The 18,102-nt window shown below is 35.7% G+C and carries 18 protein-coding genes; 1 reads left to right on the top strand and 17 read right to left on the bottom strand.

From position 1 onward, the window contains the following. Window positions 1-244: 244 nt before the first annotated feature. From PY093_RS18100 to PY093_RS18030, 15 genes are all read right to left on the bottom strand, one after another. Window positions 245-700 carry an SRPBCC family protein gene (locus PY093_RS18100; RefSeq protein ID WP_275647213.1) on the bottom strand — a complete coding sequence of 152 codons (456 nt, stop codon included), beginning with the start codon at window positions 698-700 and terminating at the stop codon, window positions 245-247. 121 nt (window positions 701-821) lie between these two features. Next, window positions 822-1,607: an MBL fold metallo-hydrolase gene (locus tag PY093_RS18095; RefSeq protein ID WP_275647212.1), complete on the bottom strand. Its 786-nt coding sequence runs from the start codon at window positions 1,605-1,607 to the stop codon at window positions 822-824. Window positions 1,608-1,911: 304 nt separating this feature from the next. Next, complete coding sequence (locus tag PY093_RS18090; protein WP_275647211.1) at window positions 1,912-2,571, bottom strand: hypothetical protein; 660 nt, start codon at window positions 2,569-2,571, stop codon at window positions 1,912-1,914. 285 nt (window positions 2,572-2,856) lie between these two features. Next, entirely contained in the window at window positions 2,857-3,858 is a 1,002-nt protein-coding gene (locus PY093_RS18085) for an LLM class flavin-dependent oxidoreductase (protein WP_275647210.1), read from the bottom strand. A gap of 62 nt (window positions 3,859-3,920) precedes the next feature. Then, window positions 3,921-4,979, bottom strand: a complete 1,059-nt coding sequence (locus tag PY093_RS18080) for an LLM class flavin-dependent oxidoreductase (RefSeq protein WP_275647209.1) — start codon at window positions 4,977-4,979, stop codon at window positions 3,921-3,923. A 246-nt stretch (window positions 4,980-5,225) separates the two neighbouring features. Continuing rightward, window positions 5,226-6,611: an MFS transporter gene (locus tag PY093_RS18075; RefSeq protein WP_275647208.1), complete on the bottom strand. Its 1,386-nt coding sequence runs from the start codon at window positions 6,609-6,611 to the stop codon at window positions 5,226-5,228. A gap of 350 nt (window positions 6,612-6,961) precedes the next feature. Continuing rightward, complete coding sequence (locus PY093_RS18070) at window positions 6,962-8,317, bottom strand: amidohydrolase family protein (RefSeq protein ID WP_275647207.1); 1,356 nt, start codon at window positions 8,315-8,317, stop codon at window positions 6,962-6,964. A gap of 164 nt (window positions 8,318-8,481) precedes the next feature. Next, a complete protein-coding gene (locus PY093_RS18065) occupies window positions 8,482-9,279 on the bottom strand; it encodes a hypothetical protein (RefSeq protein ID WP_275647206.1) in 798 nt (265 codons plus the stop codon). 60 nt (window positions 9,280-9,339) lie between these two features. Then, window positions 9,340-10,107, bottom strand: a complete 768-nt coding sequence (locus tag PY093_RS18060; protein ID WP_275647205.1) for an enoyl-CoA hydratase/isomerase family protein — start codon at window positions 10,105-10,107, stop codon at window positions 9,340-9,342. A gap of 88 nt (window positions 10,108-10,195) precedes the next feature. Further along, the gene (locus tag PY093_RS18055; protein WP_275647204.1) at window positions 10,196-11,161 is read right to left on the bottom strand and encodes a fumarylacetoacetate hydrolase family protein; all 966 of its coding nucleotides are present in this window, start codon (window positions 11,159-11,161) and stop codon (window positions 10,196-10,198) included. Between the two features lie 313 nt (window positions 11,162-11,474). Continuing rightward, a complete protein-coding gene (locus PY093_RS18050) occupies window positions 11,475-12,023 on the bottom strand; it encodes an NADPH-dependent FMN reductase (protein WP_275647214.1) in 549 nt (182 codons plus the stop codon). Between the two features lie 24 nt (window positions 12,024-12,047). Further along, window positions 12,048-12,740 (bottom strand): alpha/beta fold hydrolase, encoded by a 693-nt coding sequence (locus tag PY093_RS18045; protein ID WP_275647203.1) that lies wholly within the window; start codon window positions 12,738-12,740, stop codon window positions 12,048-12,050. Between the two features lie 158 nt (window positions 12,741-12,898). Continuing rightward, window positions 12,899-13,639, bottom strand: coding sequence for a FadR/GntR family transcriptional regulator (locus tag PY093_RS18040; protein ID WP_275647202.1), 741 nt, complete (start codon window positions 13,637-13,639; stop codon window positions 12,899-12,901). A gap of 272 nt (window positions 13,640-13,911) precedes the next feature. After that, a complete protein-coding gene (locus PY093_RS18035; protein ID WP_275647201.1) occupies window positions 13,912-14,793 on the bottom strand; it encodes a VOC family protein in 882 nt (293 codons plus the stop codon). A gap of 441 nt (window positions 14,794-15,234) precedes the next feature. Then, window positions 15,235-15,834 carry a vWA domain-containing protein gene (locus PY093_RS18030; RefSeq protein WP_275647200.1) on the bottom strand — a complete coding sequence of 200 codons (600 nt, stop codon included), beginning with the start codon at window positions 15,832-15,834 and terminating at the stop codon, window positions 15,235-15,237. A gap of 100 nt (window positions 15,835-15,934) precedes the next feature. Between PY093_RS18030 and PY093_RS18025 the strand changes: the two genes are divergently transcribed. Beyond that, a complete protein-coding gene (locus PY093_RS18025; protein ID WP_275647199.1) occupies window positions 15,935-16,423 on the top strand; it encodes a hypothetical protein in 489 nt (162 codons plus the stop codon). A gap of 754 nt (window positions 16,424-17,177) precedes the next feature. Here the strand turns inward: PY093_RS18025 and PY093_RS18020 are convergent. Both PY093_RS18020 and PY093_RS18015 read right to left on the bottom strand, forming a co-directional pair. Then, window positions 17,178-17,651: an MltG/YceG/YrrL family protein gene (locus PY093_RS18020; RefSeq protein WP_275647198.1), complete on the bottom strand. Its 474-nt coding sequence runs from the start codon at window positions 17,649-17,651 to the stop codon at window positions 17,178-17,180. Further along, window positions 17,641-18,024 carry a hypothetical protein gene (locus PY093_RS18015; RefSeq protein WP_275647197.1) on the bottom strand — a complete coding sequence of 128 codons (384 nt, stop codon included), beginning with the start codon at window positions 18,022-18,024 and terminating at the stop codon, window positions 17,641-17,643. Before PY093_RS18015 ends, PY093_RS18020 begins: the two co-directional genes overlap by 11 nt. Window positions 18,025-18,102: the final 78 nt, after the last annotated feature.

Here is an 18,102-nt window from a genome sequence, read left to right as displayed (position 1 = left end):
CAGGGGTTTGACTTCGCCTCTGTCTTCACATGAAGAGAAAACAGACGCCAATGTGGTCGGTGGATCGCTTGTCTGTTGGTTTTCACCCCTGTAGTTAGTGCGTAACGCCGATGGGAGTTCGACTCCAAGTACGCTTGCGAGAATCTATATGTGAGAACCCACGTGGGCTTGCCCCGTGGAGTGAGTCAGGACCGATTTATTTCTTTGCATCAACATCCCTCAAAAAATATAAAACCGCATTAAACTAGATCTCCGCTTCCACCTCAGCCTGCGGTTCAAGGAGCTTTTTCAATCGATCAAGATGGTCAGAATCTTCCACTTTGATAATTCGTTCAAACATTGGTTTAAATAGCATATTCTTAATCCCTCTAGTGCTAATCTCTCCTTTAAAATGAACAGCGGTTCCATCCTCTTTAGCGGTGAAGGAATAATGATATTCTATGGTATAACCATTTTGCTCGCTTTTAACAGAGTATTTTTGGTTAGGGAGATATTCAGTCACAATCTGAATAGCCACTGCCTTTTTGCCTCTTATTTCTCGTACTTCTTTTATTTTTGTACCTTGCTCAACAGGGCCATCAGTTAATTTTTCTGTTTCAACGACATTATCCATGATAGACGTAGCATTATGATAGTCGGTTGCAAATTCAAATACTTTTTCCAATGGTGCTTGAATAAAAGTTTCTAATGTAAAAGACATATCAGACCTCTCCTTGATTCCAAAAGTCGTTAAACTCGGGATTATTTACTCCGAAAAGTTTCCTATCCTATTATTTTCAAAATTGTTGTTTTTTAACAAAATCCTTATCTATCAAAGGGTATCATCCCTTTTCATTAACGTCTGTAATAATAGATTTCACAGTATGGATCGGTGAATTTTCAAAAAAGGAGGCATACTGAAACATTTTATTTTTTGGAAATAATTCTTTTCTAATTCTTCTAATTGATTTTCCTTCTTGAAACCTTGTTGTTACTTTTTCTTGAAGTCTCAACAGATACTCTCGTTTTTGTTCGAGTAGTTTTCTCCCGTCTTCAATATATCCTCTATGGGAGCAATAAATGTCTTGGAAACGATGTGCTAATGTTTTGTCCAAGGAACGAATGATCTCTGGTACGGATTCGAAAGAAAAATTGGAAGTGGGGTGATGATGTAAATACAAATCACCTGTAAAGCATAGCCCGTTTTTTTCATCCATAAGGACGATATGATCTTCTGCATGACCTGGGGTATGAACCACTTTTAACCTATGTGATGTTGTTTCAATATAGGGTCCTTCAAGTGCTAAAGGATGAAATGCTTTCCGATTGTTCCAAATGGCAGCCCTGTAGAAAGGAAGTTTAGTAGACTCTTCACACAATTTAACACCTAGTGGATGAATCCACTGTGGGATTTTTAAATGATTCTCAACCCAAGGGCTATTACCTGTGTGGTCTTCGTGGTGGTGGGTATGAACGACCCTCTTAATAGGATGTTCTTTTAGAATGGATCGGACTTCCTTACCCTGACTACATGGTCCAGTGTCAATGAGAATATCATCGATTTGAAATAGATAAACTTTCATTTTCATCCCAAAATTATTGGTCGTTAGTTTAAAGGAGTTAATCACAATTTCTCACTTCTTTCACTTTCAAGTCTAGTTCATAGATCTCTAAATAAATTCGCTTATCTAGAAGTTTACTATAAAACATTCCTTTTTGGACAATAATTCTAAATCTTTTACTATTTTTAGATAATAGTTTGGACATCGCTTGTGTGATTTTGGATTAACAAATTTGTCAGGTTGCACTGAAACAGCAACCAAAAATGCTCAGCGCATTATAAAACTCTGAGCATTCTCTCTATTTATCCCATCTCCTAATAACTTAATGACTAATAGCCCCGTAACTTGCGAAGAAATTACTCTGATTTAGTCAATTTGGGAAGAAAAATTGGTCATCTTTCAAATTATATTGATTAAAGTTTATCTGATTTACAACATATTCTTTCCCACCCCAAATATACTCAAGTTTAAGGTAACCGATTAAGCCTCCACCGATAGTATCTCGTGATACATAAACGGGAACAGCTCCAACTAACTGTCCATTTTCAACAGAGTAATCTATCAACTCAAAACTGAGGTTAAACGGTTCACGTGGATTTTCGTAATTATATTTGGAAATGTCGGTGGTATATTTTTCATTCCCTATATGAACAGTCACGGTATTATCATATTTCTCTAGTTTCACATTACGGTTTATCTTAATTTGTGTCTTTTGTAAAGGTTCAACAGGAGCTTCTTCATATCCTTGTCCTTCAATAAAATGTAGTACGTGAATGTCCTTTCTAGGCTTCCTAGGACCAGCTTTATCATTATTTAGCACAATAATGATATCATCTAACATATCACCACTTATATCCTCTTCAAATAGTTTAGGTTCGTACTTTCCGTGGTACCAACTAGGAAAGTGATATAACATTTGTCCCATATCACCCACTTGGACAGCAAAGTTTTCATAGTCCATCCAAGTTATTCTATCTGCCATTAAATAAATATTTTGATGCCATATTTCTGAAGGGACACTTACTAACACTACTCGTTCACTTGCATCAGCTTTATCTAAATTCCAAAATGAAGTAAACAATATAAAGCAAATGACATATATTTTTTTAACTGTTTTTTCACTTCCTTTATACGTTGATTTCCCAATATGCGCTCTTCTTGTGGATTTTGTTGGTGTTCCTCTCTCGTTTATGATACTTCATTTATGCTGATACTACTCTAAAAATATAGAGCAAAAGGATGAAACCATGTTGACTTCATCCTTTAATGATATTGTTATTGATATTCTTAGGTAGGTTTGTTTATATTCAATTTTTCATCTGCCTTCAACCGCTTCTTTAAATATTTCATAAGAACGTTTTTGTTTATCAGGATTATAAATATATGATACGGCCATTATTTCATCTACGTTATACTTTTCTTGGAATCTTCCCAGTTGTTCACGTATCGAATCTTTACTTCCAAGTAATGTCACACTGGACATCGATGATGCCATTTCTTTTTCTTGTAGATTCCAAATGTGGTCCATGTTCTCAACTGGAGGACTTAACGGTGATTGAGTACCGCGGACAATATTTAAGAAAAATTGCTGCATCGTTGTCAATTCATATTTAGCCTCTTCATCTCTTTCAGCCGCAATAACATTTAAACATACCATCATATATGGTGTGTCAAGATATTCGGATGGCTGGAATCGGTCACGATAAATTGAAATCGCTTCTTCCATATATCTTGGTGCAAAGTGTGAGGCAAACACATAGGGTAAGCCTAGTTTAGCCGCTAAATAAGCAGAATCTGTGGATGAACCAAGAATATAGACTGGAATCTTCGTACCTACACCTGGATAAGCTTTTACATAACTTTGAAGATCTTCGGGCCCAAAATAAGAAAGCAGTGCTTTGACATCATCAGGAAACGTGTAGACAGAATCATTCTGAGATCGTCTTAGTGCACTTGCAGTCATCATATCAGTACCAGGTGCCCGACCAAGACCAAGATCCAAACGATTTGGGTAAATTGTAGCCATTGTTCCAAATTGCTCGGCCACTACCAATGGTGAATGATTCGGTAGCATAATTCCACCGGACCCCACTCGTATCTTTTCTGTGTGCTCTAATGTATGTTTAATTAACAAGGAAGTTGCTGAACTCACTAGTGTCGGAGTATTATGGTGCTCAGCAATCCAATAGCGTGTGTAGCCCATTTTTTCAGTAGCTTGTGCCAAAGCGACCATTGCATCGATGGCCTCTTTAGCATCCTGCCCTTTTCGAATAGGGGCAAGATTTAAGACAGATACAGGTATGTTTACATTTTTCATATAAAAGGTCCTTTCTTAAAAACTTGAGATAATATTTTAACCATTCAAGACAATAGCTAGTTCTACTTACCTTCGCTAGCTGCTTCCCATATAGATACTTCTTCTCGAACTCTCGGTGCCACCTTTGTCCCCAATAGTTCGATCGCTTGCATAACATCTTCATGTGGCATCGTGCCAACAGGTACATGGAGCATAAAACGTGTTATACCCACATTTTTTCGAAGGTGAATGATTTTCTCAGCAACCGTATTCGGATCGCCTACATACAATGCACCTTCAAAGCTGCGAGCAGCATCGAAGCTTGAGCGGTCATATGGACCCCAGCCTCGCTCTTTTCCTAATTTGTTCATAACTTGCTGTGTTGAAGGGAAAAACTTGTCAGCAGCAAGTTGTGTTTCCTCTGCAATGAAGCCGTGTGAATGTGATGCAACTGGCAATTTCGATATGTCATGGCCTGCATGAGCGGCTGCCTTCTTGTAAAGCTGGACAAGTGGTTCAAATTGCATCGGACTACCACCAATAATAGCTAGTACTAACGGAAGTCCAAGTAGACCAGCACGAATGACAGAATCTTGATTGCCACCACTACCAATCCATACTGGCAATGGATCCTGAACTGGGCGTGGATATACTCCAAGATTTAAAATGGCAGGACGATGCTTTCCACTCCACGTCACTTTCTCAGACTTTCGTATTTTTAATAACAACTCCAATTTCTCATTGAACAATTCATCGTAGTCATTTAAATCATACCCGAACAGCGGAAAGGATTCGATAAAAGAACCACGACCAGCCATGATCTCTGCACGGCCATTCGAAATCCCATCAAGCGTAGCAAAATCTTGAAAGACTCGAACTGGATCGGCAGAAGAAAGTACCGTGACCGCACTTGTCAGTCGTATCCGTTTTGTCTGTCCCGCAGCTGCAGCAAGGATTACTGCTGGGTTAGACGCCGCAAAGTCTTCACGATGATGTTCACCAACTCCAAAAACATCTAATCCTACTTTATCTGCAAGTACAATCTCCTCAACTACTTCACGTATTCGTTGTGCATGACTTATTACCAAACCAGTTTCAACATCTGGCGTTGTTTCTACAAATGTACTTAAACCAATCTCCATAAAAGAACCCTCCTTGTTTTTGCTGTACTTTATTGTTACATAAGAAAAGCGCAGGGCGCCCGCCTATCGGCGACAAGCATAAGACAAGCCGGCTGGAAGGTTGTTCTTTACCTTCCGGACGGATTGGCTTATGACCTCGAGTCGATGGCGCCCGGAGCTAGACACTAAAACTTGGTACAAATTTTTATACTTCCTTATCTTTTAAGAAAACCGCAGGCCGCCCGCCTTTCCGGCGACAAGCGTCGATTATCTGACTTCTATTTTTTTAAATGCAAAGTAGAAGAATAAGGCGTTTAAAATTGTCAACACAACAAGACCGATGAAAACATTGCTATAGATGATCGCATTGCCCTGGGCAACGGAAAAAGGGTTTAACAAAAACTTGCTTTCGTTATCTAACATTTTTCCGATAATCGCACCACCAAAGGCTCCAGACATAAAATTAAATAAGTTATAGATACCCATTCCAACCCCAATTTCATTTCGAGGCAGAAAAGTTGCAATCAAATTAGCAGTAGCCGTCTGGAGAAAGGGAAATGCAATATAACTTATAATGATCACAATACTTATAACCCAAGGTGCACTTCCAATAAAGCTAGATAACAAAAAGAAGCCACTTATCATAAGTGCAAAAGCAATATAGGCTACTTGTTTACTACCCTGCCGATCAGTTAAGACACCTACCCATCTTCCGATAAAGGCTGCAGCCATTGCACCTGGAAATAGTGTTAGACCTATAAATAGTGTGTTTAAATTATTAACCTCACTTAACATAAGAGGCATCATAAACATCATACCAAACATTGTCATGATCGCTAAAAAGCCTGTAATAATCGTCGTTCGAAAAGGTACGTTACGGAATACATCAGGATTGATAAACGGATTATCACTGTTAAATATTCTCCAAACAAACAAACTAACGAACACAATGCTAATAACGATGTACCACCAAATTAATATCGTAATAAAGAGTATAAGGGAAGCTACCGCAACCCCGATAAACACAGCACCAAGTATATCAACTTTTCCTTCTTTTTTCTCCTCTTCAGGCATCCAGATCCGAAAAAAAGGAATTGTAAGTAAAACCAACGCAGAAATTAAAAATAAATATTGCCAGTTCAGTGCACCCGCTACAAACCCACCGATCACGGGTCCAATACCAGAGGCGAAAGCCATTGTACTCGAAACAATTCCTAATACCTTACCCCGTTCTTCTGGAAAATACCTTGACGGTACAATAAATGCCAGTGCAACAATAGAGGCTGCTCCTGTTGCCTGAATCATGCGTGAAAGAACTACCAGAATAAAACTCGGTGCTAAAAACCCTAAAATTGAACCAATAGCAAACAAGCTAAGTCCAATGGTTAATAGCGTTTTTAAAGGGTATATATCGGCTAATTTCCCATACACCAATGCACCGATTGCATAAAGAATAATATACCCTGTTACAACCCAGCTAACCTGTGAGGGCAAAAGTGAAAATGACTTAGCAATATCAGGTATAGCAATCATGAACATGGTTCCATTCATAACAGAAAATAGTAAGACAGAACACATCAAGAAGATGATTTTCTTCTTTTCCGATTTGGATAAATTATATTCCACACTTAGTTGTCCAGCAATTGTTGTCAATTCTTAGGGTCTCCTTATTTTCATTATTTGTAGCCTACTTAAATATCATAAACAGTACAACCGGAAAAAATCTAGTAAAATGAATCGGTGAATCTAAATTGGTTTGATTAAGTTAAAAGAAATCTCCACGGGATATCCCGCAGAGATTTTATTATGTTTCAATATAATGTGTATGGTTGGCCTTGCTTTTATACTAATCAATATCCTTTAAATTCATCCTTTTATTCAATACAGCCTCGCACGCGATATTGTACATAGATTCCACACCTTTTTTTCGAAGCCTCTAAACTCTGTTCGCTAAATCAGCGATTACTTACTATCAACCGTCTCTATTATTTTTTTGGGTAATATTATTGTTGAACATGCTTTTTTTCGGCGAATTTTGTTAAAATATATTCTTGGGATTCATATGCTATTTTACGTAGCCCATCTAAATCAACATTCAACAACTTACCATTTCTCTTTACTGCTTTACCTGCAACAAAGACTGAATCAACGTTACCTGTATGTGCACACTGTGTAACTGCGCAAACTGGATCATTAATAGGGAACATATTTAAATCAGTAGTTCTCACCATGATGAAATCTGCATCTTTTCCTGGTATTAACGTCCCGACTTTATGATTTAATTTTAGCGCTTTAGCACCATCAATTGTTGCGAATTCTAGGACATCCCTAGTAGAAATGTTCAGTTGTACAGGCATTTCACTGTTTGCCAAAGTCACTTCATTTACTCTAGAACGTTCCGATTGTATTGCAGATTTCATTTGGGCGAACATATCTCCTCCAGTTGAAGTTACCACGTCTACACCGAGAGCTGGTCTTCCACCATTTTCAATAAACAAGCCAGTAGCTGGGTAGCCATGCCCCATCATCATTTCGATTTCTGGAGTAACTGAAATCGATGCGCCTGAATCTGCAATCAGTTTATATTCTCCATAACTTAGCGTATTCGCGTGAACAAAGTTGAGGTCTGGACCTAGTAATCCAGCTTTATGTAATTTTTCGATTGATCTATCCACTGAGCCCCAAGTCCCAAAACCCAAATGCATAGAACACACAGCATCTAGTTCTCTAGCTAACTTAATTTCATTAACAGAAGCTTCCCATGAACTGAATTCAGGGCCGCGAATTGCTAATCCCATTGTAAGTAACTGATCATCTGAAGAAAAATACTGCTTCTTAAGTCGTCTGCTATCTTGTGCTTCTAGAACACTATCTCTAGACCAATATTCTCCATCACCTGGGACACCGTGTGCAAACACAGCTCTTATTCCTGAATCCTGTAATCCACGAATAAGTTCGTCAGAATGATCAGGAGAAATAATCATTGACCAATCTAGCAATGTCGTTACACCTGCATCAAGTGCTTCCAAGGCGCCAAGGTAGTTTGCAACATAACTATCCTGAGGTCTTGACAAACTTCCAAGGTTCCCGTAATAAATGTTTTCTAAATACTTTACTAATGACCAGTCTGGACCGATATTTCGAACAAGTGATTCCCAAGTATGACGATGACTATCAACAAAGCCTGGCATTACTATCATGTCGGTTGCATCAATAACTTCGCAATCAGTTGCATCAATACTGGGTTCAATTGCAACAATTTTCTTTCCCTCAATTAGAATGTCTGCATTTGAAAAATCCCCAATACTTTTATCCAACGTTAATACTCTACCATTTTTAACCAATAATCTTTTACTCAAATCAACCACTCCATTCGATTAATTAGTTTATAGAAATTATTTAATTATCTGTAAGCCGATTGGCTGTAAGATAAAGATAACCCTCATTTTTTTAGAAAAAAATCAACAGTCAGCTGTTTGGTAAACGCTTTCATAAACAAATAAATAATACTACCTATTTGTTATTATAATGTAGTACTGAAAAAACTAGATTTCTTTTCAACTGTAATAGCGCGCCATTTAATATCTACTGTGTAGTTAATCTTAGAAATTTTATATAATATAGACACCAATTCATCTCGCCATTCTATTAAATTGCCTATTTTACATTCTCCTTTAGTGGAGATTGTTATAGTTACTTTTTCATAATCGATTTGAAGGTTATGAATATAAAAAGAACTGATAGATACAATGTTTACTATATCTTTTATACATTCCGGTGAAATAATAATTTTGTTTTTCTGTTGGTAAATTGGTTTTACTAACAGGATTGATTCCTTACTTTTTCCTAGCTTTATGATAAGTTTTTTAAACCAGCTTCCATTAAAGGTATTTGATATTTCATCTGGACATACCGGGATAACATGAAAATTTTTTGTTCTTTTTTGCTGTGCGGTTATAAGCTCTTTACTAGTTTGATAACTTTCAATGGCGATCCAGGAAATATCGGTAGGTAAATCCAATCTCTCCACAATTTTACTAATCATTTTCTTAGATGTTCCTACTATAAGTAATGAATTGATATTCGCTTTTCTTATATAGGTATATACTTCATCCCTATGACTATCTGAATAAAATGTAGCTCTTTTTGTGGCCGCTATTAATGAATTTTCATTTTTTGCTGTTTTCCCAGCGACCTTCTTTTTGTTAACTATTAAAAGTCCATCATCAATTACAGCGTTTATCTTTAAATCATATAATACCTTAAAAACCTTGTGACTTTTACCCGTACCACTCTTTCCATACAACCCATAGATTTCCATATATGCACTCCTGTAACAGGAATAAACGTGAGCTCATACGTATGTTTTAACATTTTTCACTTACTTGAAGCTCGGTTCTCGTTTTTCTACAAAAGCTAAACAACCCTCTGGAAAGTCGGTTGGATCAACAAAATCCCATTTAGTATCCTTGTCCATCCATGTTAATTGGACTGAGTCCTTCACAGCTCTTAATGACGCTCTTGATTGTTTTCCAATTTTTTGAGCCAAATGTAAAGTAAAATGATCTAATTCAGAACTAGGTACAATTTGATTTAGTAAACCAAAATTATAGGACTTTTGAGAGTCGTATATTTCATTTGTAAAAACAAGTTCCTTTGTTCGACTAGGACCAATTAATTTTGATATTCTACTTACAAAGGAGGGACCAAGCTTAATTCCTAATCTACCAACTGGTATACCCATCTTAGCCTTTGGTGTGCCAATTCTGATATCGCAGGCTAGTGACAAGACAAAACCAGCCCCAAGAGCTGGGCCATCTATTGCTCCAATAACAGGCATAGGAAGATTCTCAAAGGTTGATATCGTCTTTTCCATCATTTCAAACGCTTCATTTGCTTGAGAAACATCCATCTCACAAAATTCTTTTATATCAGAACCTGCTGTAAAGTTTCCAGAGATCCCTCTTAATAGCACTACCTTATTTTTTGGATTAGTAGTAATCTCTTCTCCAATTCTAGTTAGTTCTCTCCACATATTGGTGGTGAGTGCATTTCTTGCTATAGGACGGTTTATCGTTACTATTGCAATCTTGGCAGTTTCCTGTAGTGTGATTTTTCCATCTGGCGCTCTTTTTATTATGACTCTCATGAATTTCCCTCCTTTCATGTCATAATAGTTAATAAGAATCTAAAATTATACTATCTGAAATGATTAATTCTGGTTTTGTTAGAGCCTATTATTCAGATAAAAAGGTAACATGTGTTTCCTGAACACCTAGATCAATATGACCATCCAAGCTCTTAATTTGACATTTGACAACATCACCATTTTTCAAATACTTGGAGTTGCTTTCCTGGCTATCATTCAAACGTGTGATTTTTTGATCAAGTTTTGCAAAAGGATTAGATAGTTGATCAAGATCTTCTGGTGTTAGTTTAAGTGCTACTCCCCCAGGCGTCCCTGTTAATAATAGGTCTCCAGGATAGAAACTAAGTAATTGTGATAACTCGTTTAAGGTTTCCTCAGGTTTAAACAATAGTTGTTCAGTTACTGCAGATTGTCGCACCTCACCATTTACGGATAATGTTAATTGTAGTTGATGAAGATATGGAGTCTCATCTTTATCGAATAGGTAAAGGATTGGTCCAACTGGACAGAATGTACGATAACTTTTCCCTTTAAACCATTGACCTTCAGTAAACTGAACATCACGAGCAGATACATCATTAGTAATGACAAATCCCGCTATATAGTCATGAAAATTATCTGTAGTTACTTGAACTTCATTATTTATTTCTTTTCTAATCACTAGTCCTAACTCAATCTCATAGTCTAATAGTTTAACATGTGCCGGACTTTTAATATCATCGTTAGGTCCTGAGATAGAACTTGGAGCTTTAGTAAAGATTAGATTAAAAGGTGGTTTTGCTGCTTGAAGGCCGGCTTCCTCACGATGAGCGCTATAGTTGGCACCTTGACATACAATCTGTGCTGGAGTTGTCACAGGACTAAGTAATTTCAATACTTCATATGAAACTCCATTTTGACCATTAGTAAGAGTTTCATTAGCTTCATCAAGCCCATTTTGAAGAAATGATGATAAAGTTTCATATATTCCATTAACAGGATAAACCAAAGAATCTTTAAGAACTCCCCACCTTGAATTTCCACTTTCTTCATATCTAACTACATTAATTCCCATATTAAATCCTCCTTATATATGTTATAGGAAACGCTTACAACCTCTGGAAAATTAACTTTGTAATTGTGAAAATGATTATCAAGAACAATTAGCACCAAATTTCAAACAATTAATAATATTACTTCTTTATTATTATTAATAATATTATATTATTTTATTTTTCATGTCAATGAAGTTATTTTAATTTTTCTAAATTATCTAATAACAGAAAAGCCCAAGGTGCCCGGAGCTAGACATTAAAACTAGGTACAAACTTTTATATTTATTTATCTTTCAAAAAAGGATTACCTAAACATAGTAACTCCTTACGCATTTACGTGATTCGTTGATTAATAACAAACTTGGTGAAATTCTCCACTACTGTGTTTAGGAAATCTTTTGTTGGTTCGTCAGTAAGGTTACCGTTTGTATCCAACTTTTCATGAACTTTTCCAATTAGTACTTCATTTCCCGGTAACACCTTTGCGGCGAGGCCAGGAGATGCAAGTATTTGACGAAGATGAATTTGACAACGTACTGTACCAAGTACACCCGTTGTTGCACCAACGATTATTACAGGCTTACCAACCATTACTTTTTCCCCGCGTGAGAACCAGTCTAATGCGTTCTTTAGCAAACCTGGAACAGAATGATTGTATTCAGGTGTTACGAGTAATACAGCGTCAGAGTTTGCAATACTATCCTTGATATTCTTTACGATCTCAGGGGGATCCTCTTCTAATTCTTGATCAAAAAAAGGAAGTTCTTTTATATTTAGAAAATCTATTTCCATTTTATCCTTGTATTCTTTTTGTATATAATTTGCAACTAAATTATTATATGAGCCGCTTCGAACGCTACCTATTAACCCAGCAACCTTCATCACTATCTACCTCCATGAATTTGATTAATTAAGATTGTTTCTAAACTCTATTAATATATCAGCTAACGCTTCTGGTTGTTCAATCATGATATAATGTCCGGAATTAGTAACGGTAGTAACAGTAGTATTTGAATTCAATGACATTATTTCTGATGAAGCATTAAGAGGGAGCATTCGATCATCTTCCCCATATACCGCCAAAATTGGAACAGCTGCTTTTATTAAGTTCTTTTTCCCTTCCATATATTCATTACAGGCGTAAAAATCATTATGGGTTACACTGATAGGTACATTTCCTATTTCAGCCTTTTCTTCTTCTAAAAGTACAGTTGAAACTCCCTTACTGTACGAAGCATAAAACAATCCATCAGGAAAAGTCCCTTCATTCAACTTATTAAGAATTTTCGGATGAACTGGAAGAGTGAAGTGACTACCAACTAACACTAAACCTTTAACTTTTGGATTTGTTGATGCCAATTGTATTCCAATTAAACCTCCCATTGAATGACCAACTACAATTGTCTCTTCATGAATCATGTCACTTACTTTGTTTGCATAAGCACCAATACTATTAGCGCTTACATCTAGGTTATTTCCACGTCCTGGTAGATCCACATATTGAGCTGGGATATCTCCTAGCTTTTCACGTAATAGACGCCATTTGCTTTGTGTTCCCCCTGCCCCATGGATAAATAGAAAATGTAATTTATTAGCCATATTTCCCTCCTAAGTTTACAAGGTATTTCTTATATAATAATATTATATTATTATTTCTACAGTGTCAAAGAACTAATTGCTAACTATTTTTTTGGTAAACTAAAAAGAGTCCCTTCATTTGATAATAATGGACTCTTACATTTGATAGTTAAACCTATTTACTGTAATTTCACGCTACTCTCATCTTCAGATGTTTCAATTAGTTGAACTACGCGTACAAGTAGTTCTTGCATCTTTTTATATGCAAGCTCTCCATTCCGTGAGCAAACAGCTTCCATAAGTCCCTTATGCCTAGATATTACTTCTTCATTTGCTTCGACGTATGTGTTTTTTTCCTTTTGTTTTAGTAACTTAATACTCGTTTGTCTGCTTTTTAAAAGTGCATCGTGCAATGTTTTAATTAAACTTAACATTAATTCATTGTGAGATGCTACAAGAATACTATTGTGAAACTCATAATCAGCTTTTGCCCACTCTTCTTCATTTCCTAACGATGATTCTAAGTTTTTATAGCACTTTTTAATTTGTTTAATATCATCTTCAGTTGCTTTTTTTGCTGCTAATTGAACAGCTGCTGGCTCGATTGCTAAACGAACCTCAGTTAATTGTAGTAATATTTCTCGACTAACATTTGAATGAGAGGCCCAAGATAAAACATCAGGATCCCACCATTGCCAATCTTCTCTATTTTTTACTATTGTACCAACCTTTGTTGAGGATTCTACAAGTCTTCTAGCAGCTAAACCTTTTAATGCTTCTCGTACAACAGTTCGACTCACGCCTTTTATTTCACTAATATCCTCAACCTTTGGTAATACTTCTCCTGGCTGTATTTCTCCTTGAACTATGTCCTTACCTAGATCATGCAATAATTGTTCACTAAGGTTTCGGGGTGGCATAAAAAACCATTTCCTTTCAAGCAATACAATATTTTTTTGTTGTTAAAAAAGCCTAAATGTCGATAATTAATAAATAATATCATATTATGATAATAATTTCTATTCAAAAAATAATTTAGTTTCCTCTCTCCTTTTCAAGTAATAAAGGAATGGCTGTAGTTAAAACGGAGATTTTAAATTGATGTATCAAAAAAAGGAAAGTATCAAGCAACTATAAGATACTTTCCTCCTACTGCAAAGTGTTACCAAGTTCTAGCTATCTATCAATCATTTTAAACGAGAGCCTTTTCAAAATCGACTCCCCACACAGAAAGACATTCTTCTGCATTCCAAACTTTTGGCTTTTGCGGGTAATCTTTATGCCATGGTCTTGGTTCAAACATACCTAATTCTTTGACGAATATATCAGCATCTGTAAATAGCTCAATCATATTGCCCTCTGTATCATAATGGTAGCAAGCTATATTATGACCTGCACCATGACGAGAAGGTCCCCATTCAATCTTAGTATTTTTAGAACGAAGGAAATCCAGTTTCTCTACGAGGTGGGAATAATTTCTCATTTCAAATGCTATATGGTGCATACCTTTCTTCTCAGATGCACAAAAATTCAGGACATGATGATCACGATTACATGTCATAAACCCAAAGAAATCTTCAATCCAATCCGTATTAAAGAAGCCTAATTGTGTATAGAATTCAACTTGCTTTTTAGGATCGTTAACACGTATTGAAAGATGACCTAATTTATTTGGAATTATTCCTTCTTTTTTAAACCCTGGATTTTTTAATTTCATTTGAGGATAAAGCTGTACAACATAACCTTCTGGATCCGTAAATTCTAGTAATTCATTCACTCCAGGTTTAGAGTTTGTTTTCAATTCTGAGATGATTCCAAATTTAAAATTCAAATATTCTGCTACTTCGTTAATTGGTAAATCAGATTGATATTGCAGTCCAAAGCAACGAATACCAGATTCATTTGATGGAGTAAGTACAATATTATGATGGTCAGTTGAACTACTAAAGTAAACGCTTCCATTGTTGTCCTGATCTGTTAATGTAAATCCCATAGTATCAGAATAATAGGATTTCATCCCCTCCATATCCTTTGCGCCGAATTCAACATACCCAAGTTTAAAAATATTAATCATTATTCTCTCCCCTTTGATTTAATTTTATTTAAATATGATTAAAAAATGTGGAAGCATAGCTCAACGTTGTATTTATAATATAATAATATTTATTAAAAATTCTGTCAAGTATACGACAATTATTTGCTTATAAACTAAGTTTATTAAAATCTGCCCTGAAATTAAAATTAACACAAGTGCCTAAAAAGGTTTAAATTCCAGTTTATCCCCATTAATCTCTTCCATAACAAACAGTAGCTAACAGAAACAATCAAAGCTGTTCGGCCATTTTACCACTATTTTGGAGCGGAGAATTCCGTTTATTTCAATTAAGTTGAGCATTGGTTAACTACTACCCTCGACCTTTGAAAAGTTATATAAGTTAAAGAAATCTCCACGGGATATCCAGCATAAATTTTATTATGTATCAATATAATGTGTATGGTTGGCCTTGCTTTTATACTAATCAATATCCTTTAAATTCATCCTTTTATTCGATACAGCCTCGCACGCGATATTGTACATAGATTCCACACCTTTTCCCGAAGCTTCAAAGTTATAGGCATTAGTTATGTCAATGCCCATATTGTCTGCCTCCTTTGCGGAATCAATGTTTGCTCCAAGAAAGATGAACTCCCAGCTATATTTTTCCTGTTGGTGTTTAATAAGTGCTTTTATTTTCTCATATGTGAATTCACGACTAGCGTTTTCTAATCCATCCGTTGTAATCACAAATATTACATTGCCTGGTCGTTGATCCTCATTTGTTTTTGATAACCGATAACCTACATCAAGAATCGTTTTCCCTACTGCATCAAGCAAGGCAGTACATCCTCTCACAAAATATTCTTGTTCTGATAACCTAACAGTATTAGCATTAACGCCATTCCATAAGATTTCATACTCATCATCGAAGAGAACTGTGGTAACAGTTGTTTCGCCTTCTAATTTGGCTTGATTTTTAATAAATGCATTAAACCCACCAATTGTATCACTTTCAAGTCCACACATTGAACCGCTTCTATCAAGTAGAAAAATGATTTCTGTTACATTCATATTCATCTCTTTTATCATCCTTTCATTTGTTGTTCATGCTATAATAGTAGCTAAGTTTATCATTGTTTTGGTCGCTTGTTAGGCGACACTTTTGGAGGTTAATAACATGCTTGAAAAAGAAATTTTAATAGAATTACAGGAGTATGTTGAGCTGCATTTAAGTGTACAGGAATTCAATCTTTATGAACCGGAATCTATTATTACTAAAGATGCAGAACATAACGAGTTAGAAGATTTTATAACCACCAACCGTAAACCAACATTCGCCCAGGTATTATTAGGACTTATTGATGATACAGGGTATAGTGATTCAGATATTTACAAAAAAGCAGGTATTGACCGTAGACATTTTTCGAAAATAAGATCAAATTCCGATTATCGACCGGGAAAAAATAGCGCTGTCGCCTTGGCACTAGCACTCGAATTAAATAAAAAAGAAACCGATAAACTTTTGAGTTCAGCCGGTTTCTCTTTGTCGGATAGTGATACATTTGATTTGGTTATTCAATTCTGTTTAGAGAAAAGAATATATGATCTAGATAAGGTCAATCAAGCTTTGGATTATTTCAGTGTAAAGCTATTATCGAAGTATTGAGTGAAGGTGCCAAGCTCCCACAAATCTATAACTTTAAGCACAGGGAATGCACAAACACCAAGCAAACACTCTACAAAAAGGCGTGGTAAATCGCCATGCTTTTTATATTTCGTTAAACCTAAATAAAACCCAAAAATTTATAGTGTTTAAGGTATATAAATAATGTCCTTAAAATCAAGGCTCAGTTATTATTCATTGTTGAATTTCGTGTAGGAATAAGAATTCATAGGCGGAGAATTTCCTGCTAATGTATATAGTGGAGGCTTAAGATGCAGATATAAGCGGAGATATTCCGATTAACTGCTCTAAATAAGACAAAATCCAAGGATTTGGATAATATAAACGGAAAACTTCCCTTATTTTTTGGAAAATATGCGCATTTACCAATTTAAACGGAATTTTTCCGTTTATTTTTTAAACACGGTAAAAACAGAATTTAGTTATAATGGAGCCAAAATTTCTGATAATCCGATCTTATACATAATTCAACATAGTAATTTACATCTATTTAGCAATCCAATTATCAGATAGAGAATTGCTATTCGCAAATAGTTATTTTTACATGCGATTTTATATGTTAAATTGCAAAAAAAACATTGATCAAGCAATAAAAAATAGGGTGAGATAATCACTACGATTTCGCACCCTATTTGCATTGTGATTTACTGTTTTTCACCTTTAAAGAGAACCCGTTACTAACGGCGCCTCTTTTTAACAACTCTTTTCTATTAAATATACAACTACAAAAAATTCACTATTTAAATACAGTCGACATAATTTTATCCAAGGTCATCTCACTATCAATCTCATACGTTCCTGGCCTTAAATCGTTCGCCAATCCTCGTTTCTCTACTTCTTTAAAGAAATCCAACGCATTATCAATAATATTCGCTTGCTGAAGTGCCCTTCCAACATCAATACTTGTCATCCCTTGTGACACAGTTAGCATTGTCCGGTATATGACCGTTTCTTTTTTTACATCTTTAACTGCCTCTTCTTTTGTTTCTACTGCTTCAACTGTAGCCAGTTGCTCCTTCCACTCTTCTTCAGTATGGATAACGTAACCTGCAGAGGCGAGTAGGTCTTTCATCTCTTCTTCAGAAGGAATTTCTGTAGTAGCATCTGTCTGTCGAGTACCTTTGTTAGGTTCTGCGTAGAATACTGCTCCACTGACACTTGCAGCCAGAATAAGACCTGCTGCAAAGCTGATTATTATTTTAGGCTTCATTTGCTACTTTTCTCCTTTCACCTTTTGATGTCATATAAGGAGAAAGAATCTGGTTTATCTCATTTACAGTCAATTTTTTTTGCGCTGAAATGCCTTCAATTGAGTATCCACGCTTATACAAATCTAATACTTCACGTAACAAAATCCGTTCGTTTGAAGAGATTGATTGTACACCGGCTTCGTGAGCGGTAATTTCTGCATCGAGTTCGATATCTCGAATTTGTTTTTCTAGTTTATTTATCTCTTCCATCAAATGAATTGACATCAAATCAATTTCTCTCTTCTCTATTTTAGATGATTGTCTAATTTGCATAAACGAGAAAATGAGTAACAAAATTGCTATACCGAATATAATCGCTAACGCCCATTCCATAATTAAAATCCTCCATCACTTAAAACTAAAATCTAGCAAACTTATTATACATTCATTTAATCCGATTTTGGTTTGTAA

Source organism: Cytobacillus sp. S13-E01, from assembly GCF_029193815.1.
Taxonomy (GTDB): Bacteria; Bacillota; Bacilli; order Bacillales; family Bacillaceae_L; genus Bacillus_BV.
This window is presented reverse-complemented; position numbering and strand designations above follow the sequence as displayed.

Bases quoted from the DNA above. Each gene is read 5' to 3' on its own strand.
- PY093_RS18030 (WP_275647200.1), bottom strand. From the start codon at position 15,834: ATGAATATGAATGTAACAGAAATCATTTTTCTACTTGATAGAAGCGGT.
- PY093_RS18080 (WP_275647209.1), bottom strand. From the start codon at position 4,979: ATGGAGATTGGTTTAAGTACATTTGTAGAAACAACGCCAGATGTTGAA.
- PY093_RS18065 (WP_275647206.1), bottom strand. From the start codon at position 9,279: ATGGAAATCTATGGGTTGTATGGAAAGAGTGGTACGGGTAAAAGTCAC.
- PY093_RS18060 (WP_275647205.1), bottom strand. From the start codon at position 10,107: ATGAGAGTCATAATAAAAAGAGCGCCAGATGGAAAAATCACACTACAG.
- PY093_RS18035 (WP_275647201.1), bottom strand. From the start codon at position 14,793: ATGATTAATATTTTTAAACTTGGGTATGTTGAATTCGGCGCAAAGGAT.
- PY093_RS18025 (WP_275647199.1), top strand. From the start codon at position 15,935: ATGCTTGAAAAAGAAATTTTAATAGAATTACAGGAGTATGTTGAGCTG.
- PY093_RS18020 (WP_275647198.1), bottom strand. From the start codon at position 17,651: ATGAAGCCTAAAATAATAATCAGCTTTGCAGCAGGTCTTATTCTGGCT.
- PY093_RS18100 (WP_275647213.1), bottom strand. From the start codon at position 700: ATGTCTTTTACATTAGAAACTTTTATTCAAGCACCATTGGAAAAAGTA.
- PY093_RS18040 (WP_275647202.1), bottom strand. From the start codon at position 13,639: ATGCCACCCCGAAACCTTAGTGAACAATTATTGCATGATCTAGGTAAG.
- PY093_RS18085 (WP_275647210.1), bottom strand. From the start codon at position 3,858: ATGAAAAATGTAAACATACCTGTATCTGTCTTAAATCTTGCCCCTATT.
- PY093_RS18015 (WP_275647197.1), bottom strand. From the start codon at position 18,024: ATGGAATGGGCGTTAGCGATTATATTCGGTATAGCAATTTTGTTACTC.
- PY093_RS18045 (WP_275647203.1), bottom strand. From the start codon at position 12,740: ATGGCTAATAAATTACATTTTCTATTTATCCATGGGGCAGGGGGAACA.
- PY093_RS18055 (WP_275647204.1), bottom strand. From the start codon at position 11,161: ATGGGAATTAATGTAGTTAGATATGAAGAAAGTGGAAATTCAAGGTGG.
- PY093_RS18050 (WP_275647214.1), bottom strand. From the start codon at position 12,023: ATGAAGGTTGCTGGGTTAATAGGTAGCGTTCGAAGCGGCTCATATAAT.